This window comes from Methyloversatilis sp. S146-33, assembly GCF_059552495.1.
This window is the reverse complement of the sequence record NZ_JCANOT010000019.1, coordinates 65477-87578: the sequence shown is the minus strand read 5'-3', so window position 1 is coordinate 87578 and position 22102 is coordinate 65477. Positions and strand designations below refer to the sequence as shown.

Genomic DNA, 22102 nt, shown 5'->3' with positions numbered 1-22102 from the left:
GGGTGCCAGCGCCGGCACCCGTTCAACCACCCGTGCCATGCGAGGAGTTATCCGATGAAGAAGAATCTGCTGTCCGCACTCGTTTTCGGGGCGCTGGTCGCCGGCTGCAGCCAGATGGGCAGCACGCCGGTCGCCCGGCTCGACGACGGCCAGTTGCCGCTGCCTGCCGACTACAAGGCCTGGCCGCGCTTCCTGACCGCAGTGCAGCGCGAGGACGTCAAACAGATACGCGACATCTACATGAACACCGATGCAAAGAAGGGCAGCGCCGAAAAGGGCTTTCCGAACGGATCGTTGTTCGTGATGGAGAACTGGTCGGTGAAGCTCGATGCCGACGGCAAGGCGGTCAAGGGCGCCGACGGCAAGCTGGTGAAGGACAAGCTGGCCGCCGTGTTCGTGATGGGCAAGAACGCCGGCTGGGGCGTCGACGTGCCGGATGCGCAGCGCAACGGCAACTGGATCTATTCCGCGTTCAAGGGCAACGGCGAGCTGAATGGCGACGCGAAGTACGACGCCTGTCGCGGCTGCCATGCACCGCTGAAGGACAAGGACTTCGTGTTCCGCTATGACGAGCACTTCGCCGCGGTGAAGGCCGGAAAGTACTGATCCGTCGCCGCCCGCGCCTCACAGCGCCAGCCGACCGGCGGTACGCACGCCGCCGCGGCTGTCCGGCTGCACGACGACGGCCTCGCCCATTGCGAGGTTGTCGCCGGTCAGCGCCAGCACATTGACCTGATGTGTCACCAGCGCGATCCGGCGTCCGCCATCGAGCGCGGCGATCCACTGGCGCAGCGCCGCGGTCTGGCGCTCGCGGTCGCCCTGGCCCGCGAAGAAGGAATTCAGCGCCGGCAGCACCTCCACCTGCAGTTCCGGAAACATCTCCTTCGCGGTATCGATGCAGCGGCACCAGGCGCTGCTATACACCGCGTCGATCTTCACGTCGCGCGCCCGTAGCGCCTCGCCTGCCGCGCGCGCCTGCGCGCGGCCGCCTGCGGACAGGTTGCGCTGCGTGCTGCAGTCGCCGATGCGAAAACCGGCTGGATCGCCGATGCCGGGCTCGGTCAGCGCATGACGCAGCAGCAGGGCGCCGCCCGAGCGCAGCGCGTCCAGCGCGATTCCGTTGCCGGCGTGCGCGCCGGTCGGTCTCAGCATCAGGCAGCCGAGCGCCTGGAGGGCGTGACGTCTGTTCATGGGCGGCGAGCCAAAGTAAGGACTTGGGCTGTCGACCGGTCATACTCGTGGCAGTTTCGTGGCAGTTTCCGGCCGGCCGCGAGGCACCACGGGTGAGCCGAACTGAAACCTCCTGACGACGAGAGGCGAAGATGAAATCGAGCAAAGCGGTGATCGCGACGGTGCTGTGCGCGCTGATGAGTGCGCTGCCCGCGCAGGCCGATCCCTTGTCCGGCGTTAGATCCATCGTGCTCACCAATGCCAGCGGAGGGCGCGAAGTGATCGGTCAGGTGGTGTTTGCACCGTTGGGCGACGGCCGCTCCTCCTTCAAGGTGACGCTGGACTCGCGGCTGGAAGAGTACTTCCTCGCGATGCGACCCTTCCGCTGTCTGACCGGGCCGACACAGCGCCTGTGCAGCTTTCCGGTCGAACGCGAGCCGCAGGTGGTCAGCGCGGGCGATCTGGTGCCGCTGGAATACGCGCTGATGTTCATGCGCACCGCGCCGGCTTCGCTGCACATCGATCCGTTCAACGGTGTGTACTATCGTATGAAGGTGGTCGGCGAGCGCATCGAAGGTCGGGTGAACGATGTCGATATGGACCCCTTCATCACACCGGACAGCGTGCCGGAGGAACGGCGTACGCGGCCGCTGCGTGACGCCGACCTGAGCGCAGGTGACCCGATGTCGCACTGGTTGCCGACGCTGCTGATCGAGTAGGCCGGTGTAGCCCTCCCACCCTGTGCGCCGCTCAGTCAGGGTTCAAGCACGGACACGGTCCGCCGTTAACGGACCATTGTCGAACCAAGGCTGGCATCGATGCCCCCCTTGCATGGCCGTGATGCTGAGTATCCACCGTCTCGCGACGCAGGCGTCGTCGCGAGACGGCTGCGCGCGCTCATCGTCGAGGACAACCCGGTCGACGAACTGCTGGTGCTGGCCAAGCTTCGCGCGGCGGGCTTTGCCGTCGAACACTGCCGCGTGGACAGCGTGGCCGCGCTCGAAGTGGCGCTGCGCGAGCTGCACTGGGACATCGTGATTTCCGACTACGTGCTGCCCGATTGCGACGGTCTGGACGTGCTGACCGTGGTTCGGCGCATGCAACCCGATCTGCCCTTCATCCTGGTGTCGGGCGGCATCGGCGAGGCGGTCGCCGTCGATGCCATGCGCGCCGGCGCACAGGACTACCTGCTCAAGCAGAACCTGCTGCGCCTCGGCGCCGTGGTTGATCGCGAACTGACCAAGTCGGCCACCGCCCGCGCACTGCGTGCCGAACGGCAGAAGCTGCGCGAGAGCGAACTGAGGCTGCACAGCATTCTGGCCACGCTGGAAGACATCATCTGGTCGATCGAGCTGCCGTCGCAGAAGCTGGTCTATCTGAACCCGTCGGCCGAAGCCATCTACGGCGTGAGCGCCGAGGCCTTCCTCCACGGTGAGGTCGACTGGCTGGACATGGTGCATCCGGACGACCGCGCACGCATGCTGCGCTCGCTGAAGGAGGCCACCACCAGCGGCAGCCTGACCACCGAGTACCGCGTCGTCCGGCCCGATGGCGAAGTGCGCTGGATACTCGACCGGGCGCGCGTGGTGTTCAACGAGCACGGTGCGCGCATACGTCTGGACGGCATCGCCCGCGACGTGACGCAGCAGCGCAGCAGCGAAGCCAAGCTGCGTCAGGCCGCCCACTTCGACGTGCTGACCGGCCTGCCCAACCGCATCCTGCTGAACGAGCGGCTGCAGAAGGCGATCGACGCCGCGATCGACACTGACGCGATGATGGCGGTCGTGTTCATCGACCTCGACCGTTTCAAGATCGTCAACGACAGCATGGGGCACGACGCCGGCGACGAACTGCTGCGCGTGCTGTCGCGCCGCCTGTCGCAGCGGGTGCGGGCCAGCGACACCGTGGCACGGCTGGGCGGCGACGAGTTCGTGGTTTTGCTGCCGGAGATCCGCCAGGCGCAGGACGCGCAGGCGGTGTGCGAACAGATGCTGGGCGCGCTGGCGCCGCCGGTGTCGATACGGAATCACGACATCCACTGCACCGCCAGCATGGGTGTGGCGGTGTTTCCACGCGACGGCCGCGACGTGGCGACGCTGCTGCGCCATGCCGACGCCGCGATGTACCGCGCCAAGCAGGCGGGGCGGAACACGATCCGTTTTCACGAGCCGGACCAGAACGCCGCCTCCGGTGTGCTGCGCCTGGAGGCCGAATTGCACACCGCGCTGGCGCAGGAGCAGTTCGAGCTTCACTTCCAGCCGCAGGTCGATCTGCTGAACGGGCGCCGCGTCATCGGCTTCGAGGCCCTGGTGCGCTGGCGCCACCCGGAACGCGGGCTGGTGTCGCCACTCGACTTCATACCGCTGGCCGAGGAAACGGGCCTCATCGTGCCACTCGGACAGTGGGTGCTGCGCCGAGCCTGCGAGCAGGGCAAGCTGTGGGCGGAACGCTTCGACCCGGAACTGCGGGTCGCGGTCAATGTGTCGGCACGACAGTTCGTCGGTAGCGACATCGTGCGCACCGTGTCGCGCGAACTCGAGCGCAGCGGCCTGTCGCCGCGCAATCTCGAACTGGAACTGACCGAATCGATGCTGATGCACAACATCGGCCAGACGGTGAAACTGCTCGGTGACCTCAAGCGGCTGGGCGTCGCGGTCGCCATTGACGATTTCGGCACCGGCTATTCCAGCCTCGCCTACCTCAGGCGCTTTCCGATCGACGTGCTGAAGATAGACGCATCCTTCGTGCGCGACATCGGCCACGACGCCGATGACGCTGCCATCTGCGCCTGCATACTCGCGATGGCCGGTTCCTTGCGCATCGAGGCGGTGGCCGAGGGCGTCGAAACCGAAGACCAGCTCGCCTTCCTGCGCGAGCAGGGCTGCCGCATCGGTCAGGGCTATCTGTTCGGCAAACCGATGCCGGCGGACCAGGCGACCGCGCTGCTGGCGCGCGGCGCCGCCTGACCGCTCAGTTCACCGGCATCACGAACTCCGGCCCCTTCGAACCGCTGTCCGGCCAGCGCTGCATGATGCTCTTGTAGCGGGTGTAGAAGCGCACGCCCTCTTCGCCATAGGCGTGCAGGTCACCGAACAGGCTCTGCTTCCAGCCGCCGAAGGAATGCCAGGCCATCGGTACCGGGATCGGTACGTTGATGCCCACCATGCCTGCTTCGATGCGCTGGCCGAATTCGCGCGCAGCGGCACCGTCGCGGGTGTAGAGCGACACGCCGTTGCCATACTCGTGGCTGTTCACCAGTGCGATCGCGTCCGCGAGGTTTGCCGCGCGCACGACGCACAGCACCGGGCCGAAGATTTCCTCCTTCCAGATGCGCATCGCCGGCGTGACGCGATCGAACAGCGTGGCGCCGAGGAAGAAGCCCTGTTCGCGGCCGGCCACCGTGTGACGGCGACCGTCGAGCACCAGCTGCGCGCCTTCGGCGATGCCGGCATCGATCAGCGACACGATGCGTTCGCGGTGGGCGGCGGTCACCACCGGACCCATGTCGGTGCCGTCGGCTTCGCCGTCGCCGATGTTCAGCTTCTGCGCCCGTATCCGCACCGCCTCGACCAGCGCGTCGGCGATGTCGCCGACCGCCACCGCGACCGAAATCGCCATGCAGCGTTCGCCGGCCGAGCCGTAGGCGGCGCCGATCAGCGCGTCGGCGGCCTGGTCGATGTCGGCGTCCGGCATCACCACCATGTGGTTCTTGGCGCCACCCAGCGCCTGCGCGCGCTTGCCGTGGCGCGCGGCCGTTTCGTAGATGTGGCGGGCGATCGGCGTCGAACCGACGAAGCTCACCGCGCGCACGTCCGGTTGCGCGAGCAGCGCATCGACCGCGACGCGGTCGCCCTGCAGCACGTTGAACACGCCATCGGGCAGGCCGGCGTCGCGGAACAGTTCGGCGGTCAGCAGCGACGGCGACGGGTCGCGTTCGGACGGCTTCAGGATGAAGCTGTTGCCGCAGGCCAGCGCGACCGGCGCCATCCACATCGGGACCATGAAGGGAAAGTTGAAGGGCGTGATGCCGGCGACCACTCCGAGCGGCATGCGCTGGCTCCAGTTGGCGATGCCGCCGCCGACGTGGTCGGAATACTGACCTTTGAGCAACTGCGGAATGCCGCAGGCGAATTCGATCACTTCCAGCCCGCGCTGCACTTCGCCCTGTGCGTCCGGGAAGGTCTTGCCGTGTTCGCGCGTGATCAGTCGCGCGATGTCGGCGCTGTGCCGCTCGACCAGTTCCTTCATCCGGAACAGCACGCGCGCCCGGCGCTGCGGCGCCAGCGCGCCCCAGGCCGGCTGCGCGGCAGCGGCGCTGGCGACTGCGCGGCTCACGTCCGCATCGGACGCGAGCAGCACCTGCCTGGCCACCTGTCCGAGCGCCGGATCGAACACGTCGGCGCTGCGGGTGCTGTCCAGCGCGCTGCGCTGGCCGTCGATCCAGTGGGTGAGGGTGTCGGAGGTGGGCGTGTTCATCGTCTTTCGGAGCCTGCGTTGAAAGACGATATTGTGCGCCCGTGCGCGGCTGCGGTCTGCGTGCAGTGCGTCAGCGCAGCCGTCCCTTGCCGCCGGCGCTCAGTCGAACCAGTCGCGTCGCATCGAGCGTACCGAGCCGTCGCGCGCGTTGATATGCACGTCCCACTCCTTGCCCGCGGTGTCGATCAGTTCGAACTCGTAATCGTAGTCGTCGCTCATGAAGCGGCGTTCGAGGTCGGCTTCGATCACCGTGCCCGGCTTGGCGGCGAGCGCCTTGGCGGTCGCATCTTCCAGCGAGATGAGCTTCATCGCCTCGGCGATGGCGCGCATCTTCGGCAGATCGTCGTCGTCCGCGAAGGCGGGCGGTGCGAGCAGGGCAGCGAGCAGCGTGGTGGCGATCAGGACGTTCTTCATGGCCGTACTCCTTCGGGTGAGGGCGCATCGAGCGCCATGCGTGACGGCAGATGCACGGTGACGCGCAGTCCGCCGAGGACCGGTGACGGTCCGAATTCGAGTGCGCCGCCATAGCTGTCGACCAGGTCGCGCACGATGGACAGGCCGAGGCCGTGGCCCGGTTTCGTCTCGTCCGCGCGGAAGCCGCGCGCGCTGAGTGATTCGAGTTGTTCGGGCGCGCAGCCCGGGCCGTCGTCCTCGATCAGCAGCTTGAGGTCCGCGCCACGTTCGACCGACAGCCGCACGCGGCGGCGGCACCAGGCGCACGCGTTGTCCATCAGGTTGCCGAGCAGTTCCATCAGGTCTTCCGCGTCCATTGCCAGCGTGACGTCGGCAGCCATGTCGAGCGCGATGTCCGGCGAGCGTTCGCCGTGCAGGATGGACAGCGTGGCCGACAGCCGCTCGGCTGCGTCGCGCAGGTCGCTGCGCCGCGCCGGGTGGGTGCCGCCCATCAGTCGCGCGCGGCGCAGTTCGCGCTCGATGGCGCGACGCATCAGTTCGGTGCTGTCGGTCATGCGCTGCTGCAGTTCGGGGTGGGCCGCCATCGCCGGCGATTCGGCCACCTGCAGCAGTACTGCCAGCCGCGTCTTCAGCGCGTGCGCCAGGTTGCCGAGTGCGTCGCGCGAGCGTTGCGAGCGGCGCAGCAGCATGCCGAGCAACGAGTTGAACTGATCGACCAGCGGCGCGATCTCGTCCGGCAGCGCGACGTCGAGCCGCTCGCGTTCGCCGCGCTCAAGCGCCTGCATCTGCGCGCGCAGCGTATTGAGCGGCGCCAGCGAACGGCGCACTACCCACTGCTGCACGGCGAGCACGAGCGCGACCACGGCCAGCGTCAGCAGGCCGTACAGCAGGTGCCACTCGCGCAGCCCGGCGCGCAGTGCCGACAGGTCTTCGGCGACCAGTATGCGTACCGACTGGCCGCGCTTTTCGTAGCGCGCCGACAGCAGCCACAGCGATTGCCCCTGCGGGCCGGCGGCTTCGCTCTGCGCGATGCGTTCGCTGCCGGCGGACGGCAGGGCCAGCGTGCCGTCCCACAGCGAGCGCGACGAAATGTCGTCACCGCCGTCGATCACGATGCGGAAGTAATGGCCGGAAAAGGGCTGTCGGTATTCGCCGCCGACGCGCGCGTCGTCGAGCTTCAGCGGTGCGCCGGCTTCGCCGTCGAGCGCCGCCAGCAGGTTTTCTGCGTCGCGCTCCAGTCGCTGCGCCAGTTGCGCCTTGAGCAGGCGTTCGATGGCGATGCCGGCGAGCAGCCACTGCAGGCCGGCCAGCATGACGAAGCTGATCGCCAGACCGGCGGCAAGACGGGTGCGCAGCGCGTACTTCACGGCGCCTCCGGGGCGTCGAACACATAGCCCTGACCGCGCCGCGTCTGTATCCAGTCGCGACCTATCTTGCGGCGCAGCCGGGTGATGTGGGCTTCGATCACATTGCTGTCGTGATCGGTGGCGTGGTCGTACAGGTGTTCGTTCAGGCGCTGCTGCGACAGCACCTGGCCGGCGTGCAGCATGAAGCAGCGCAGCAGGCGGAATTCGATGCTGCTCAGTTCTATCGGCGCGCCGCCATCGAGCGCGGCGCTCTGCGTTGCTTCGTCGAGCCGCAGCGCGCCGCGTGCCAGCGGCCCCGGCGCGCGCCGCGCCGCACTGCGCTTCAGCACGGCGGCGATGCGCGCCAGCAGTTCCTCGCTGTGGAAGGGCTTGCAGACGTAGTCGTCGGCGCCAGCGTTGAGCACTTCGACCTTTTCCTGCCAGGTGTCGCGCGCGGTCAGCACGACTACCGGCATCGCGCGCCGTGCGTCGCGCCACTGGCGCAGTACGTCGACGCCGTTGCGCCGCGGCAGACCGAGATCGAGTATCACGAGGTCGTAGTCGATGGCTTCCGCCGACAGTTGCGCGAACACGCCGTCGGTCGCGACGTCGACCGCGTAGCCGGCGCGTTCGAGCAGCGGCTTCAGTCCGGCAACCAGTGTTTCGTCGTCTTCGGCCAGCAACAGGCGCATGTCAGTCGTCCTGCTCCATCTTCAGCAGTGCGCCAGTGCGTGCATCGAGCTTCAGTTCCCACACGCGGCCGGCGTCGTCGAGTATCTCGGCTTCATACACCCAGATGCCCTTCTTCTGTTCGAGTTCGATGTCGATCAGCTTGCCCGGCTTTTCTGCGCGCGCGCGTTCGGCGATCTTCTCCAGCGGCAGGATGTCGCCGCGCTGGCTCAGCGCGCGCGCCTGCGTGTGATCGTCGCCGGCCAGCGTGTCGGGCGCATGCAGCAGCACGACACCGGCGGCCGACACGGCAAGCACGGCGGGCAGCAAAACGAAAAGTGCGATGCGTTTCAGGTTCATGCCCCCAGTGTAGGGAATGAAGCTGAAATCACGCTGAAAGCGCGCTTATTTCTTGCGCAGCATGTGCCGGCTCACCCGTTCGCCGGCCAGACCGATCATCAGCCGCACCATGCCGTAGGCGATCCAGCGCAGCAGCCGTTCGTGCAGCGGGCGGGTCTTCCACTGGCGGTGTCGCAACTCGCGTCCACCGTGGCGGGCGGCGGCGCGCAGGCTCTGGCGCAGTTCGTTGGCGAAGCCGATGTCGTGCACGACGATATTGGCTTCGCGCGCCAGCATCAGGCTGAAGGGGTCGATATTGCTGGAGCCGACCGTGGCCCAGTGCTGGTCGATCACCGCCGCCTTGGCGTGCAGGAAGCTGCGCCGGTATTCGAAGATGCGTATGCCCTGCGACAGCAGCGAGCCGTACAGCGCCTGCGAGGCGTAATGAAGCAGCGCGTACTCGACCCGCCCTTGCAGGATGAGCGTCACCTTGACGCCGCGCGCGGCGGCAGCGATCAAGGCCTGACGGAAGCGACGGCCGGGCAGGAAGTAGGCGTTGGCGATCAGCACCTCCTCGAAGGCGCCGTCTATCGCCTGCAGGTAGGCGTTCTCGATGTCATGGCGGTGCCGCAGGTTGTCGCGCACCAGCAGCGCCGCACGCACCTTCCCGGTGTGACGGTTGGCGTAGCGGCTGGTGCGCGGCAGGCGCGGCCGGAACTGCAGCGTCGCCCAGGCAACGCGCTCCCACAGCTTCTGGCATTCGAGGTGCATGCGCGCCACCAGCGGCCCGCGCACGCGCACCGCGTAGTCGAAGCGTGGCGGCGTATGGCCGGGCGTATGCATGTCGTCGATGATGTTGATGCCGCCGACGAAACCGGTCTGTGCGTCGACCACCACCATCTTGCGGTGCATGCGGCGCAGACGGTTGCGGCGGAAACTCATGCGGCCGACTTCGGGGCGGAACATCAGCACATGTACGCCGGCGGCTTCGAGTGCGCTCTGGTGCGTGTGCTCGAAGTCGCGCGCGCCGAATCCATCGACCAGCACGCGAACGCGTACGCCACGTCGCGCTGCGCGCGCCAGCGCGGCGGCGATGCGGCGGCCGGTGTCGTCGTCGTCGAAGATATAGGTTTCGAGGAAGATTTCGCTGTGCGCGCGGTCGATCGCCTCTTCCAGCGCCGGGAAGTACTGCATGCCGCACACCAGCAGCTGGATGTCGTTGCCGGGCAGCAGACGGGTCATCGCGTTGGCAGGACCAGACGTGCGGTCAGCGCGGCGTGATCCGACACGCGCGACCAGGGCGGCCCGGAGTGCAGCTTCACCTCGCGTACGTCGACGCCGCGCACATAGATGCGGTCCAGCCGCAGCAGCGGAAAGGCGGCGGGAAAGCTGCGCGCGGGGCGGCCGTGTATGACGCTGTGCGCCTCGTGCAGACCGAGTGCGCGCGACCATTGCTCTTCGGCCCGGTTGTACCAGTCGTTGAAGTCGCCGGCGACGATGAGGCCGTCCTCCGCCGGGATGGTGCGGCGGATGTGCTCGGCCAGCATCGCGTACTGCTGGCGTCGCCCGCGCGCGGTCAGGCCGAGGTGTACGCACAGCGCGTGCACACGGTGGGCGTCGTCCGGTTCGATCACGCAGTGCAGCAGGCCGCGCTGCTCGAAACGATGCGCCGACACGTCGACGTTGCCGCTCTGCGAGATCGGGTGTCGCGACAGGATGGCGTTGCCGTGGTGGCCGTGGTCATAAACCGCATTGCGGCCGTAGGCGGTGGCCGGCCACATCTGGTCGGCGAGGAATTCGTACTGCGGCTCGGTCGGCCAGTCAGCGTGGCGCTCGGCGTGACCGTGGTGCTGACCCTGCACCTCCTGCAGGAACACCAGATCGGCGCCGAATGCGTGCAGGCGTTCGCGCAGTTCGTGGATCACCATGCGGCGATTGAACTGCGAAAACCCCTTGTGGATGTTCCAGGTGCAGATGCGCAGTTCGGTCATGAGGTGAGCGGGTGGCCGCGCACTTCGTCGGCCAGCTTCAACATGTGGCGGCAGAATGCCGGGTCCTCGCCGCGCAGCAGCATCAGCAGTTCGGCATGGAAGGCGTCGCGCGCCAGCCACTCGCGCATGTAGTCGTCCCACGAGGCCCAGCGTCGCGCCGCCAGCCCGTCGGGTTCGTCGGTCCAGGCGACCAGATAGGCGCGCTCGAACAGCGAAATGAGCATCTGGTGGATGGTCTGCATGCGCCGGCGCTGCTCCTCGCTGAGCTGCTCGGGGGCATGGTTCTCGCGCAGCGGCAGGTCGGGGTTGGCGAGCACGATCTTCAGGAAGTCGATGTAGGCGTCCGACAGCATCTGGTACGCCTCTTCGTCCTCGTTGTCGCGCTCGCGCCGCTGCTGATAGATGAAGGTGATGACGGCAAGCGGCAGGCCCAGTGTCGTCACGACATAGCTGGCAAGTTCCCAGGCCTGCATCCAGTCCATGAAGCGGAAGACCTTATGGCGAAGCAGCCAGCATGCGGTCCATCGCGAGCTTGGCGGGCCCGGCTTCGTGCGCCGGCACGCTGATGCGATTCACGACATTGCCCTCGACCAGATTTTCCAGCGTCCACGCCAGGTGCTGTGGGTCGATGCGCTGCATGGTCGAGCACATGCAGACGGTGGGCGCCATGAACTGCACCGTCTTGCCCTCGTGCTTCACCTCGTCGGCGAGGCGGTTCACCAGATTCAGTTCGGTGCCGACCAGCCATTTGGTGCCGGGCGCGCCGGCCTTCACCGTCTTCAGGATGTATTCGGTCGAGCCGACGAAATCCGACTGACGGCACACCTCGAAGGCGCTCTCCGGATGGGAAATGACGATGCCGTCCGGATTCTGGTTGCGCCAGCGCAGGATGTGCGAGGGCTGGAACATCTGGTGCACCGAACAGTGGCCCTTCCACAGCAGGATTTTCGCCTTCGCCACCTGTTCGGCGGTGAGGCCGCCGTTCTCGAGGTCGGGGTCCCACACCAGCATGTCCTCAAGCGGAATGCCCATGTTGTAGCCGGTCCAGCGACCGAGGTGCTGGTCGGGGAAGAACAGCACTTTCTCGCGCCGCGCCAGCGACCATTCGAGAATGCTGCCGCAGTTCGACGAAGTGCACACGATGCCGCCGTGCTCGCCGCAGAAGGCCTTCAGGTCGGCCGCCGAATTGATGTAGGTGACCGGCGTGAAAGTGTTATCCGGGTCGTCGCCGAGCAGGCCGTGCAGTTCGCGCCAGCAGCGCTCGACCTTGGCGAGATTGGCCATGTCGGCCATCGAACAGCCGGCCGCGAGGTCGGGCAGGATGGCGATCTGTTCCGGCTTGGACATGATGTCCGCCACTTCGGCCATGAAATGCACGCCGCAGAACACGATGTATTCGGCATCGGTCTGGCTGGCCAGGCGCGACAGCTTGAGCGAGTCGCCGGTCAGATCGGCGTGGCGATACACGTCCTCGCGCTGGTAGTGGTGACCGAGGATGACCGCGCGCTTGCCCAGCTTTTCGCGCGCGGCGAGGATGCGCGCCTGCGCCTGTTCGTCGGCAAGTGCGTTGAAGCGGTCGAAACTGATGGTGGCGACTTGCATGCGGTGTCCTTGAACTGCGTTCAGCCCTGGTGCCAGGGCAGTCCGGCCTTGCGCCAGCCGCCAACCGTATTGCGGTGGCCATTGGCGTCGGCGTCACCCTCGAAGCCTTCGAGGATGTTGTAGGCGTTGCTGTAACCGGCTTCGGCCGCGGCCGCGGCCGCGCCGTGCGAACGTCCGCCGCTGCGGCACAGGAACATGACCAGCGCCTCCGGATCGACCTGGTGCTTCAGCTGGGTCAGGAAATCCGGGTTGCGCTGACCGTTGGACATATTCCACTCGATCTGCACCGAATCCGGCACCTCGCCGACCCATTGCCATTCGGCCGACGTGCGCACGTCAACGATGCGGGCGCCGGGGGCCAGTTTCAACAGTTCGTGTGCTTCGGTCGGTGTGACCGCGCCGGCATAGGGCAGTTGCAGCTGTTGCGCGCGCTCGCGCGCGAGTCCGAGGATTTGTCCGAGTGTTGCCATGGCGTACGCCCATCTATTGAATGGACGGAAGTATATAGCGCGCCATTCCTGCGGACAGGAAGGCACCGAAGTGGTGCGTTGCGTTTGTTGGCTTCCCCATGTTGGTGCGTTGCTGCGCCTGTTTTGTGCATGTCACCGGCCGCAAGCCCGCATGTGGCACAATCACAAGGTTGAAATGATCGCGTGGCACGGGTTCTGCTTCAGGCCGCGCAGCAGGAAAAGTCGCAGCCGGGGCGTACCCTCGATCGGGTCGTTCGCCATGGCTGCGCCGGAGCTGTCGTCGGACACCGGCGACGGCTCGTCGTGACCCTTCAAGCCGACTGTTGCACATACATACCTCGTAGGAGAGATTCATGACCACCGCGAAGCAGGTTCTCGACATCATCAAGGAAAAGGAAGTCAAGTTCGTCGACTTCCGTTTCACCGACACCCGTGGCAAGGAACAGCACGTCGGCGTGCCCATCAGCGCGTTCGGCGAAGACAAGTTCACCGAAGGTCACGCGTTTGATGGTTCGTCGATCGCCGGCTGGAAGGGCATCCAGGCTTCCGACATGCTGTTGATGCCGGATCCGGAAACCGCCTTCATCGACCCGTTCTTCGACGAAACCACGCTGGTCATCAGCTGCGACGTGGTCGAACCGTCGGACGGCAAGGGCTACGACCGTGACCCGCGCTCGATCGCCAAGCGCGCCGAGGCCTACCTGAAGTCCTCCGGCCTGGGCGACACCGCCTACTTCGGTCCGGAACCCGAATTCTTCATCTTCGACAGCGTCGAGTGGAACATCGACATGTCGGGCTGCCGCGTGCAGATCTTCTCGGAAGAGGCCGCCTGGTCGTCGGGCGAGAAGTTCGAGAGCGGCAACACCGGTCACCGTCCGGCAGTGAAGGGCGGCTACTTCCCGGTTCCGCCGGTCGATTCGCACAACGACATCCGTGCCGCCATGGTGCTGGCACTGGAAGCCGTCGGCATCCCGGTCGAAGTGCATCACCACGAAGTGGCGACCGCCGGCCAGAACGAGATCGGCACCAAGTTCAATACCCTGGTCCGCCGCGCCGACTGGACGCAGACGCTGAAGTACATCGTGCACAACGTCGCTCACAGCTACGGCAAGACCGCGACCTTCATGCCCAAGCCCATCGTCGGTGACAACGGCTCCGGCATGCACGTTCACCAGTCGATCTGGAAGGACGGCAAGAACCTGTTCGCGGGCAACGGCTACGCCGGTCTGTCCGAGTTCGCGCTGTACTACATCGGCGGCATCATCAAGCACGCCAAGGCGCTGAACGCGATCACCAACCCGGGTACCAACTCGTACAAGCGTCTGGTTCCGCACTACGAAGCACCGGTCAAGCTGGCCTACTCGGCGCGCAACCGCTCGGCTTCGATCCGCATCCCGCACGTCGCTTCGGACAAGGCCCGTCGCATCGAAACCCGCTTCCCGGATCCGCTGGCCAACCCCTACCTGTGCTTCGCCGCACTGATGATGGCGGGCCTGGATGGCGTGCAGAACAAGATCCACCCGGGCGACCCGGCCGACAAGAACCTGTACGACCTGCCGCCGGAAGAGGACAAGCTGATCCCGACCGTCTGCGCCAGCCTGGACGAAGCACTGGCCGCGCTGGAAGCCGACCATGCCTTCCTGACCAAGGGTGGCGTGTTCTCGGAAGACTTCATCGCTGCCTACATCGAACTGAAGATGGGCGAAGTCAACCGCACCCGCATGACGACCCACCCGGTCGAGTTCGAGATGTACTACAGCCTCTGATCCGGTTTTCCGGAACGCGTGTCGGCGCCAGCCGCACGCGTGGCGTTGAAGGTCGGGACGGCATGTGCGTTCCGGCCCGAGAAAAAGGACGGCAACTTGCCGTCCTTTTTCATTGTCACTGCGCGGGCGGGCGTCCTACACTCGCCCGGCAATGACCCGATCCGTTCTGGTGACCCACATGTTCCGAGGTTTCAACCGCATCCTGATTGCCACCGCGGCCGCGCTTGCGGCGCTGCCGGCATCGGCTGACGTCTATAAGTGCGTCGATGCCGATGGTCACGTCACCTATACCAACGACAAGTCGCGTGCGCGCGGATGCAAGCTGCTGTCCAGCGAAATGCCGGTCAGTTCGGTGCCCGGGCCGGCGGCGACTCAGCCCAAGCCGGCCGCCCCATCGGGCGGATTTCCGAGCGTCAGCGGCGACCAGCAGAAGGCGCGCGACAGCGAACGCCGGCGCATACTCGAAGCCGAGCTCGACACCGAAACGAAGAATCTCGAAGCGGCGCGCAAGGCGCTCACCGAGGGCGAAGCGGTGCGACTGGGCGATGAGCGCAACTACCAGAAGTATCTCGATCGCATCCAGGGGCTCAAGGACAATGTCGCTCTGCACGAACGCAACGTCGACGCGCTGCGCAAGGAGATTTCCAAACTGCCCTGAGCGTCCCGCGCGCTCCGGCGCATCGGCCCTGGCGCGCTTCTTGCGTGATTTGGCGCCATGAGCCTGCCTTCGCCCCGTACCCCCACCCGCGTCTGGCCCGACCGATTCAACGGGCTCGAACTTCTCGCCAGCGCGGTTGCGCTGCTCGACGCTGAACGCAACATCGTCTATCTGAATCCGGCCGCGGAAAACCTGTTCGCAGTCAGTTCGTCAAAGCTGGTCGGCAAGCACTGCGAACGCCTGATCGGCCCCGATCACGGCCTGGACACCGCACTGGACAATGCGTTGGCCAAGGACTGGAGCTATACCGGCCACAACCTCACGGTGCAGCGTCTGCTCGGCGGTCCGCTGCAGCTCGACTGCACGGTGTCGCCGGTGCATGCCGATGCCGCTCGCATCCTGCTCGAGTTCCGTCCGATCGACCAGCAACTGCGCGTTGCGCGCGAGGAACAGCTGCTGCAGCAGCAACAGGCCAACCGCGAGCTGATCCGCAACCTCGCGCATGAAATCAAGAACCCGCTGGGTGGCATCCGCGGTGCCGCACAGCTGCTGGAAGGCGAACTGGAGCGGCCCGACCAGCGCGAGTACACGCAGGTCATCATCAAGGAATCGGACCGCCTGCAGGATCTGATGAACCGGCTGCTGCATTCGCACCGCGCGATGCAGGTCAGTTCGGTCAGCGTGCACGAGGTGCTGGAGCGCGTGCGCCTGCTGATCGGCGCCGAATTCCCGAAGGTAAAGGTGCAGCGCGACTATGACACCAGCCTGCCCGATCTGGTGGCCGACCGCGAACAGCTGATTCAGGTGGTGCTCAACATCGCCCGCAACGCGGCGCAGGCGATGCAGGGCGACGGCGTGATTCGGCTGCGTACGCGCGCCTACCGCCAGGCCACCCTGGTGAAGCGGCGCCACAAGCTGGCACTCGAATTGCAAGTGATCGACAACGGCCCCGGCATCCCGGAGGAGCTGCTCGATCGCATCTTCTATCCGCTGGTGTCCGGCCGCGATGGCGGCACCGGCCTCGGGCTGACGCTGGCGCAGAGCTTCGTGCACCAGCACCACGGCACCATCGAGGTGCAGAGCCGGCCCGGCCATACAGTTTTCACAATACTTCTGCCCTTCAAGCAGGGCACGACGGAGAAGCCATGAATCCGGTCTGGATCGTCGATGACGACCGCTCGATACGATGGGTGCTGGAAAAGGCCCTCGCACGCGAGTCCATTCCCTTTGAAGCCTATTCCACCGCGCAGGAGGCGCTCGATGCGCTCGACGCCGGTGGCCAGCCGCAGGTGCTGGTGTCCGACATCCGCATGCCGGGCGAGTCCGGATTGTCTCTGCTGGAGAAGGTGAAGGCGCGTCACCCTAGTCTGCCGGTCATCATCATGACCGCGTATTCGGATCTCGACAGCGCGGTCGCCGCGTTCCAGGGCGGCGCCTTCGAATACCTGCCCAAGCCTTTCGACGTCGACCACGCGATCGAACTCGTCCGGCGTGCAATCGAAGAAAGCATGCACCAGGGTGGGGCGCCGGCGGAAGCCGACATGGCGCCGGAAATCCTCGGCAAGGCGGCGTCGATGCAGGACGTGTTTCGTGCCATCGGCCGGCTCGCCCAGAGTCACGCCACGGTGCTGATCAACGGCGAGTCGGGCACCGGCAAGGAACTGGTGGCGCGTGCGCTGCACCGGCACAGCCCGCGGCGCGAAGCGCCCTTCATCGCGATCAATACCGCCGCCATCCCGCGCGACCTGCTCGAATCCGAACTGTTCGCCCACGAGCGCGGTGCCTTCACCGGTGCCACCGCGAAGCGGCGCGGACGCTTCGAGCAGACCTACGGCGGCACGCTCTTCCTCGACGAAATCGGCGATATGCCGCCGGAACTGCAGACCCGCCTGCTGCGCGTGCTGTCCGACGGCCACTTCTACCGCGTCGGCGGCCATTCGCCGATCAAGTCGAATGTGCGCGTCATTGCGGCGACCCACCAGAACCTTGAAGACCGGGTGAAGCAGGGCCTGTTCCGCGAGGATCTGTTCCACCGGCTCAACGTGATCCGGCTGCGCATTCCGCCGCTGCGCGAGCGGCGCGAGGACATCGTGCTGCTGGCCCAGCACTTCATGACGAAGAGCGCGCAGGAACTGGGCGTCGATGCCAAGCGCCTGTCCGAGCCGGCGATGCGTTACCTGCAGGGGCTGGATTTCCCGGGCAATGTGCGCCAGCTGGAAAACCTGTGCCACTGGCTCACCGTGATGGCGCCCGGCCAGACGGTGGACGTGAAGGATCTGCCGGCCGAACTGCGCGCCCAGCCGGCGCGTGAAGTGACCGGCGACTGGGTCGCTTCGCTCGCCGCCGAGGTCGATCGCCTGATCGCGCTGAAGCAGCCGGCATTGTTCGACCATCTGGTGCAGGAGTTCGAGCGCACGCTGATCCGCCGCGCGCTGGCCAGCACCGGCGGCCGACGCATCGAGTCGGCGCAGCTGCTGGGCATCGGGCGCAACACCATCACGCGCAAGATCCAGGAGCTGAACATCGAAGGCGGACGCGACGCCGACGGCGACAGCGAGTGAGTGCGCAGCCGGGCGTCGGCCCGGCTCCGCGGCTACAATCCGCCGCATGACTGCCGACGACGCCTCCACCCTCGCCGAAGCACTGCGCGACCGCGCACCCTCCGTACCCGCCGACTGGCGCGTCGACGTCTGTGCGCGCACCGAAAGCACCAACAGCGACCTGCTGGAGCGCCGCGACGGCGTGCCGTGCGCGCTGTTCGCGCTGGCGCAGACCGGTGGCCGTGGTCGCCGTGGCCGCAGCTGGACGGCCCTGCCCGGCGACAGCCTCACCTTCTCGCTGCGCGTGCGCTTCGACGGTCGCGCCGACCGGCTGTCCGGTCTCAGCCTCGCGGTCGGCGTCGCGCTGGCCGAGGCGCTGACGGCACAGGGTTTCGATGGGCTGGCACTGAAGTGGCCGAACGACCTGATGCGCGCCACCGGGCCGGGCGTCGGCAAGCTGGGTGGCGTGCTGATCGAACTGGCGTCGACGCCGACGCACACCGATGCGGTGATCGGCGTCGGAATCAATCTGGCGCTGCCGCCGTCGGGCCACTACGCGCTGCCGACAGCCGCCCTGTTCGACGGCACGCCGCCGCAGCCGGACTGGCTGCGCATCGCTGCCGCCGCACTCGACGCGCTGGCCGCAGCGCTGCCGGTATTTGCCGCGCAGGGTTTCTCTGCCTTCGTCGAACGCTGGAACCGACTCAATCTGCATGCCGGGTGCGCGGTCGAGGTCGAAGGTGAAATGCGCGCGCTGGGCGGCCTGTGCGTGGGTGCCGACGCCGACGGCGCGCTGCTGCTCGACTGTGGTGACCGCCTTGAGCGCGTGCTGGCGGGCGACGTGTCGCTGCGCGCGCCGGTCCGGAACTGAGTCCATGGTGCTGCTGATCGATGCCGGCAACAGCCGGATCAAATGGGCGTGGCTGCAGGGCGACGCACCGGGTACCGAATCGGGCATCGACGTCGCCGACATCGATGGCGCGCCGCTCGCCTCGGCCTGGCGCAACGCGACGGCCGCGGTCTATACCTGCGTCGCCGGCGACGCGGTCGATGCCGCGCTGCGCGCCGCGCTGCCGCACGGCTGTGTGGCGCATCGCGTGCTGTCGCAGTCGGCGGCCTGCGGCATCACCAATATGTATGCGACCCCGTCGCGCCTCGGCGCCGACCGCTGGGCGGCGCTGATCGGCGCGCGCACGCTGGCGGCCGGTCCGCTCGTGGTGGCGACCGCGGGGACCGCCACCACGGTCGACGTGCTCGACGCCGACAACCGCTTTCTCGGTGGTTACATCCTGCCTGGCCTGCACCTGATGCTCGAATCGCTGGCGCGCAACACGGCCGGTCTGCCGCACGCGCAGGGTGCGCCGGTCGAGTGGCCGCGCAATACCGACGATGCCATCCACAACGGCTGCGCCGGCGCGCAGGCGGCGTTGATCGAGCGCGTGCAGGCGCGGCTTGGCGCCGATGCCACCATCCTGCTGTCGGGCGGTGGTGCCGAGGCGCTGTCGCCCTACCTGGTCTGTGCACACCGCCGCGTCGACAATCTGGTGCTGCGCGGGCTGGCCCGCGTCGCGGCGGATGTGATGAAATGACGGATCACTGCTTCGCGCTGCGTCCGTCATTGCGCTGATACCGATGCGTCTCGCCTTCCTCCTCCTGCTGTTGATCAATATCGCGCTGTGGCCCTTTGCGTCCGGCATGCTGGCGCTGGGCAGCGACGGCGCCGAGCCCTTGCGCCTGACCAGCCAGATCGATCCCGAGCGCATCCGCGTCCTGCCGGTTGACGGTGGCGCAGCGGCGCCGGTGGTGGCCATTGCGCCGGTCGTCGCGAGCGAACCGGCGGCCACGGACGCCGAAGCGACGCCTTCCGCCGTCTGTCGCGTGCTGACCGGATTCACCCGCGAACAGGCCGACCAGTTCGTCGTCCGGGCGCGCGAGGCCTATCCGGCTGTGCAACTCGCCGAGAGCGAGCAGCCGGGCAGCCCGTCGTGGTGGGTGCATATCCCCGATCTCGCGACGCGCCAGTTGGCCGATCGCAAGCAGGCCGAACTGCGCGCGCTGGGCGTGCGCGAGATGGCGTTGATGCCGGATGCCGACGGTCAGAAATTCGCCATTTCGCTCGGTCTGTTCAAGACCGAAACGGCGGCGAAGGAGCTGATGTCCGGCCTGAACGGGCTGGGGGTGCGCAGCGCGCGCATCTCGATGCGCGAGGGCAAGGCCGGACGCCTGCGCCTGGAGCTGCGCGGCGGCGACGCCGAACTGACGGCATTGCTGGCCGAGCCGCTGGCGACCGTCGACGGTGTCGAGGCGGCGGACTGCCCATGACTTTCGTGGTCGGTCTGACCGGTGGCATCGGCAGTGGCAAGTCGACGGTGGCCGATCTGTTCGTCGCGCACGGCGCCGGACTGGTCGATACCGATGCCATCGCGCATGCGCTGACCGCACCGGGCGGTGCCGCGATCGAGCCGCTGCGCGCAACCTTCGGCGACGACTTCATCGCTGCCGATGGCGCGCTCGACCGCGCCCGCATGCGTGCCCACGTATTCGCCGATCCCTCCGCCCGCAGTCGGCTCGAAGCGCTGCTGCATCCGCTGATCCGCGCCGAATCCCGCCGCCGGGTCGAGGCCAGCGATGCACCTTATGTCGTGCTGGCCGTACCGCTGCTGGTCGAGGCCGGCAACTGGCGCGAGCGCTGCGACCGCGTCCTGGTTGTCGATTGCCCGGTCGAGCAGCAGCGCGTGCGCGCGATGGCGCGCAGCGGCCTGACGGCCGAGGAGGCGGACCGCATCATCGCCGCCCAGGCGACGCGGGCGCAGCGGCTGGCGGCGGCCGACGACGTGATCGACAACAGCGGTCCGGCGGCAACGCTGCCGGCCCGGGTGGACGCGCTGCATCGTCGCTATCTGGCACTGGCTGCAGCAGAAAAGCCCGCCGGAGCGTTGTGACTGTGCGGCTTTTCGGTCAGAATCATCAGAATTTGCTTGAACTTGTGCCGGACAAGCCCCTGTGATCACTTACGAATATCCTCTGAACGAGCGCATACGCACGCTGTTGCGCCTGGAGGATCTGTTCGAGCGCACGCAGCATTTCATGCGCAGCGACGGGGCGCACGAACACCATGTCGCACTGGTGAGCCTGTTCGAAATTCTCGAAGTCGCTTCACGGGCCGATCTCAAGGTCGATCTGGTGCAGGAGCTTGAGCGCCAGCGCCAGACGCTGATGTCCTTCCGCAACAACCCCGACATTTCCGAAGAGGCGCTGTCCGGCGCGCTGTACGAGATCGAACAGGCCAGTGCCGCGCTGCTCGCGATGGCCGGCAAGATCGGTCAGTACCTGCGCGAGAACGAGTGGCTGATGAGCATCAAGAGCCGCGCCGCGATTCCGGGCGGGCTGTGCGAATTCGATCTGCCGTCCTACCACTACTGGCGGCATCGCGAGGCGTCGGCGCGGCAGGCCGATCTGGCCAGCTGGCTGAACCCGATGCTGCCCATCCGTGACGGTCTCACCATCGTGCTGCGCCTGCTGCGCGCCAGCGGGCGGCCGGAGCGGCAGATCGCCGGCAACGGCGCGTTCCAGATGATGATGGGGGGCAAGTCGGCGCAGATGCTGCGCCTGCGCGTGCCGCTGAACGAGCCCTTCACACCCGAGATCAGCGCCAACAAGTACGCGCTGAACATCCGTTTCATCGCGCATGGCGGCCACGCCCGTCCGCGCGTCACCGACACCGACGTCGGCTTCGAACTGACCTTCTGCAATCTGTGAGCACGTCCGCAACACCCCCCGCCGGCCGCATGGTGGTCTGCCCGCGCTGTGGCGAACCCGCGTTGTACGCGCCCTCCAACCCGGCGCGACCCTTCTGCAGCATGCGCTGCAAGCAGATCGACCTCGGTGCCTGGGCGAACGAGGAATACCGCGTCCCCGACACCACGCCTGAACTGCCACCCGACGACGACCCGGCCTGAGCCCGGGCGGGGCTTCTGTGGGAGGGGTCTTCTGACCCCGACAGCAGCCTCTATCGAAGTCGCCGGACCGCTGTGGCCGCGACACGGCCAAGGCCGCTCCTGAGGCAACACGGTCGATCCGCCGTCGCGGCGGACTACTCCAGCCTGAACACGACCGGCAGCAGCAGTTCGCGCGCACCGCCGGCGTCGATGCGGCCGATCTGGCGGGCGGCGTCGAGGGCGGCGCGGTCGAGCAGCGGGTGACCGCTGCCGGCCAGCACGGCGGCGTCGATCACGCGGCCGGAGTCGTCGAGCACCAGACGCAGTCTCACTTCGCCTTCGAGCCCGCGGTCTATCGCTTCCGGCGGATAGAACACGTGCTTGTTCAACTGCCGTTGCGCGCGCTCGCGCGCCCGGGCGTTGGCGACCGGAGCCGCGCGTGGCGCGGCCACGACGGCCGGCGCCGGTGGCGCCTCGTCGGCGCGCTCGCTGCGCGTGTCCTTCAGCAGCGGCGTGACCGCCGGCGGCTCCGGCTGCGTTTCGGCCGGACGCGGCGCGAGCAGGCGGGCCTGCAGTCGCTCGACCGTCGGCGCCGCCGGCGCGTCGGACGCGCGGGGCCAGAGCAGCAGAGCGGCGTGCAGCAGTGCGGACAGTGCAAGTGCGAAAGGAAGTTTCAGGCGGGACAAACCGTCAGGCGGGGTCGGTAAACTCCTTCCCATTTTG

Annotated in this window: 26 protein-coding genes; 13 read left to right on the top strand and 13 right to left on the bottom strand. The window is 67.2% G+C overall.

From position 1 onward, the window contains the following. Positions 1-54: 54 nt before the first annotated feature. On the top strand, positions 55-606 hold the full coding sequence (locus tag AC51BJ_RS06010) for a cytochrome P460 family protein (protein WP_496279640.1): 552 nt from the start codon (positions 55-57) through the stop codon (positions 604-606). An 18-nt stretch (positions 607-624) separates the two neighbouring features. On the opposite strand, the gene AC51BJ_RS06005 is transcribed toward AC51BJ_RS06010, so the two are convergent. Beyond that, positions 625-1191, bottom strand: coding sequence for a histidine phosphatase family protein (locus tag AC51BJ_RS06005; RefSeq protein ID WP_496279639.1), 567 nt, complete (start codon positions 1189-1191; stop codon positions 625-627). Positions 1192-1322: 131 nt separating this feature from the next. Between AC51BJ_RS06005 and AC51BJ_RS06000 the strand changes: the two genes are divergently transcribed. Beyond that, positions 1323-1889 carry a hypothetical protein gene (locus tag AC51BJ_RS06000; protein ID WP_496279638.1) on the top strand — a complete coding sequence of 189 codons (567 nt, stop codon included), beginning with the start codon at positions 1323-1325 and terminating at the stop codon, positions 1887-1889. Positions 1890-1988: 99 nt separating this feature from the next. Continuing rightward, a complete protein-coding gene (locus tag AC51BJ_RS05995; RefSeq protein ID WP_496279637.1) occupies positions 1989-4136 on the top strand; it encodes a putative bifunctional diguanylate cyclase/phosphodiesterase in 2148 nt (715 codons plus the stop codon). A 4-nt stretch (positions 4137-4140) separates the two neighbouring features. Here AC51BJ_RS05995 and AC51BJ_RS05990 read toward each other — a convergent pair whose 3' ends face one another. From AC51BJ_RS05990 to AC51BJ_RS05940, 11 genes are all read right to left on the bottom strand, one after another. Beyond that, positions 4141-5646, bottom strand: coding sequence for a CoA-acylating methylmalonate-semialdehyde dehydrogenase (locus AC51BJ_RS05990; RefSeq protein ID WP_496279636.1), 1506 nt, complete (start codon positions 5644-5646; stop codon positions 4141-4143). A 99-nt stretch (positions 5647-5745) separates the two neighbouring features. Then, entirely contained in the window at positions 5746-6060 is a 315-nt protein-coding gene (locus AC51BJ_RS05985) for a PepSY domain-containing protein (RefSeq protein ID WP_019917168.1), read from the bottom strand. After that, entirely contained in the window at positions 6057-7427 is a 1371-nt protein-coding gene (locus tag AC51BJ_RS05980) for an ATP-binding protein (protein ID WP_496279635.1), read from the bottom strand. The genes AC51BJ_RS05985 and AC51BJ_RS05980 overlap by 4 nt, the downstream gene beginning before the upstream one ends. After that, on the bottom strand, positions 7424-8098 hold the full coding sequence (locus AC51BJ_RS05975; protein ID WP_019917171.1) for a response regulator transcription factor: 675 nt from the start codon (positions 8096-8098) through the stop codon (positions 7424-7426). Before AC51BJ_RS05975 ends, AC51BJ_RS05980 begins: the two co-directional genes overlap by 4 nt. A gap of 1 nt (position 8099) precedes the next feature. Further along, complete coding sequence (locus AC51BJ_RS05970; RefSeq protein ID WP_496279634.1) at positions 8100-8435, bottom strand: PepSY domain-containing protein; 336 nt, start codon at positions 8433-8435, stop codon at positions 8100-8102. Positions 8436-8480: 45 nt separating this feature from the next. Next, entirely contained in the window at positions 8481-9656 is a 1176-nt protein-coding gene (gene clsB, locus AC51BJ_RS05965; RefSeq protein ID WP_496279633.1) for a cardiolipin synthase ClsB, read from the bottom strand. Beyond that, positions 9653-10405, bottom strand: coding sequence for an endonuclease/exonuclease/phosphatase family protein (locus tag AC51BJ_RS05960; RefSeq protein ID WP_496279632.1), 753 nt, complete (start codon positions 10403-10405; stop codon positions 9653-9655). The genes clsB and AC51BJ_RS05960 overlap by 4 nt, the downstream gene beginning before the upstream one ends. Further along, positions 10402-10887, bottom strand: coding sequence for a hypothetical protein (locus tag AC51BJ_RS05955; protein WP_019917177.1), 486 nt, complete (start codon positions 10885-10887; stop codon positions 10402-10404). The genes AC51BJ_RS05960 and AC51BJ_RS05955 overlap by 4 nt, the downstream gene beginning before the upstream one ends. Before the next feature lie 13 nt (positions 10888-10900). Then, the gene (gene nadA, locus AC51BJ_RS05950; protein ID WP_496279631.1) at positions 10901-12007 is read right to left on the bottom strand and encodes a quinolinate synthase NadA; all 1107 of its coding nucleotides are present in this window, start codon (positions 12005-12007) and stop codon (positions 10901-10903) included. A gap of 20 nt (positions 12008-12027) precedes the next feature. Further along, positions 12028-12477 carry a rhodanese-like domain-containing protein gene (locus AC51BJ_RS05945; protein WP_304001911.1) on the bottom strand — a complete coding sequence of 150 codons (450 nt, stop codon included), beginning with the start codon at positions 12475-12477 and terminating at the stop codon, positions 12028-12030. Positions 12478-12639: 162 nt separating this feature from the next. Next, entirely contained in the window at positions 12640-12792 is a 153-nt protein-coding gene (locus AC51BJ_RS05940) for a hypothetical protein (protein ID WP_020165544.1), read from the bottom strand. A 38-nt stretch (positions 12793-12830) separates the two neighbouring features. On the opposite strand from AC51BJ_RS05940, the gene glnA reads away from it, so the two are divergent. The 10 genes from glnA (at position 12831) to AC51BJ_RS05890 (ending at position 21400) form a co-directional block, all read left to right on the top strand. Further along, positions 12831-14243, top strand: a complete 1413-nt coding sequence (glnA, locus tag AC51BJ_RS05935) for a type I glutamate--ammonia ligase (protein WP_019917181.1) — start codon at positions 12831-12833, stop codon at positions 14241-14243. Positions 14244-14421: 178 nt separating this feature from the next. After that, entirely contained in the window at positions 14422-14901 is a 480-nt protein-coding gene (locus tag AC51BJ_RS05930) for a DUF4124 domain-containing protein (protein ID WP_304013757.1), read from the top strand. A 57-nt stretch (positions 14902-14958) separates the two neighbouring features. Then, positions 14959-16050, top strand: coding sequence for a nitrogen regulation protein NR(II) (gene glnL, locus AC51BJ_RS05925; protein ID WP_430434868.1), 1092 nt, complete (start codon positions 14959-14961; stop codon positions 16048-16050). Next, entirely contained in the window at positions 16047-17462 is a 1416-nt protein-coding gene (gene ntrC / locus AC51BJ_RS05920; protein ID WP_496279630.1) for a nitrogen regulation protein NR(I), read from the top strand. The genes glnL and ntrC overlap by 4 nt, the downstream gene beginning before the upstream one ends. A gap of 46 nt (positions 17463-17508) precedes the next feature. Further along, the gene (locus AC51BJ_RS05915) at positions 17509-18312 is read left to right on the top strand and encodes a biotin--[acetyl-CoA-carboxylase] ligase (RefSeq protein ID WP_496279629.1); all 804 of its coding nucleotides are present in this window, start codon (positions 17509-17511) and stop codon (positions 18310-18312) included. A gap of 4 nt (positions 18313-18316) precedes the next feature. Then, the gene (locus tag AC51BJ_RS05910) at positions 18317-19030 is read left to right on the top strand and encodes a type III pantothenate kinase (protein ID WP_430434866.1); all 714 of its coding nucleotides are present in this window, start codon (positions 18317-18319) and stop codon (positions 19028-19030) included. A gap of 43 nt (positions 19031-19073) precedes the next feature. Further along, a complete protein-coding gene (locus AC51BJ_RS05905; RefSeq protein WP_496279628.1) occupies positions 19074-19763 on the top strand; it encodes an SPOR domain-containing protein in 690 nt (229 codons plus the stop codon). Then, positions 19760-20383, top strand: a complete 624-nt coding sequence (gene coaE / locus AC51BJ_RS05900) for a dephospho-CoA kinase (RefSeq protein ID WP_496279627.1) — start codon at positions 19760-19762, stop codon at positions 20381-20383. Before AC51BJ_RS05905 ends, coaE begins: the two co-directional genes overlap by 4 nt. A gap of 61 nt (positions 20384-20444) precedes the next feature. After that, positions 20445-21200 (top strand): cell division protein ZapD, encoded by a 756-nt coding sequence (zapD, locus tag AC51BJ_RS05895; protein WP_020165536.1) that lies wholly within the window; start codon positions 20445-20447, stop codon positions 21198-21200. Between the two features lie 29 nt (positions 21201-21229). Next, positions 21230-21400, top strand: coding sequence for a DNA gyrase inhibitor YacG (locus AC51BJ_RS05890; RefSeq protein WP_430435654.1), 171 nt, complete (start codon positions 21230-21232; stop codon positions 21398-21400). 134 nt (positions 21401-21534) lie between these two features. Here the strand turns inward: AC51BJ_RS05890 and AC51BJ_RS05885 are convergent, their stop codons facing one another. Continuing rightward, a complete protein-coding gene (locus AC51BJ_RS05885) occupies positions 21535-22065 on the bottom strand; it encodes an energy transducer TonB (RefSeq protein ID WP_430434863.1) in 531 nt (176 codons plus the stop codon). Positions 22066-22102 lie beyond the last annotated feature (37 nt).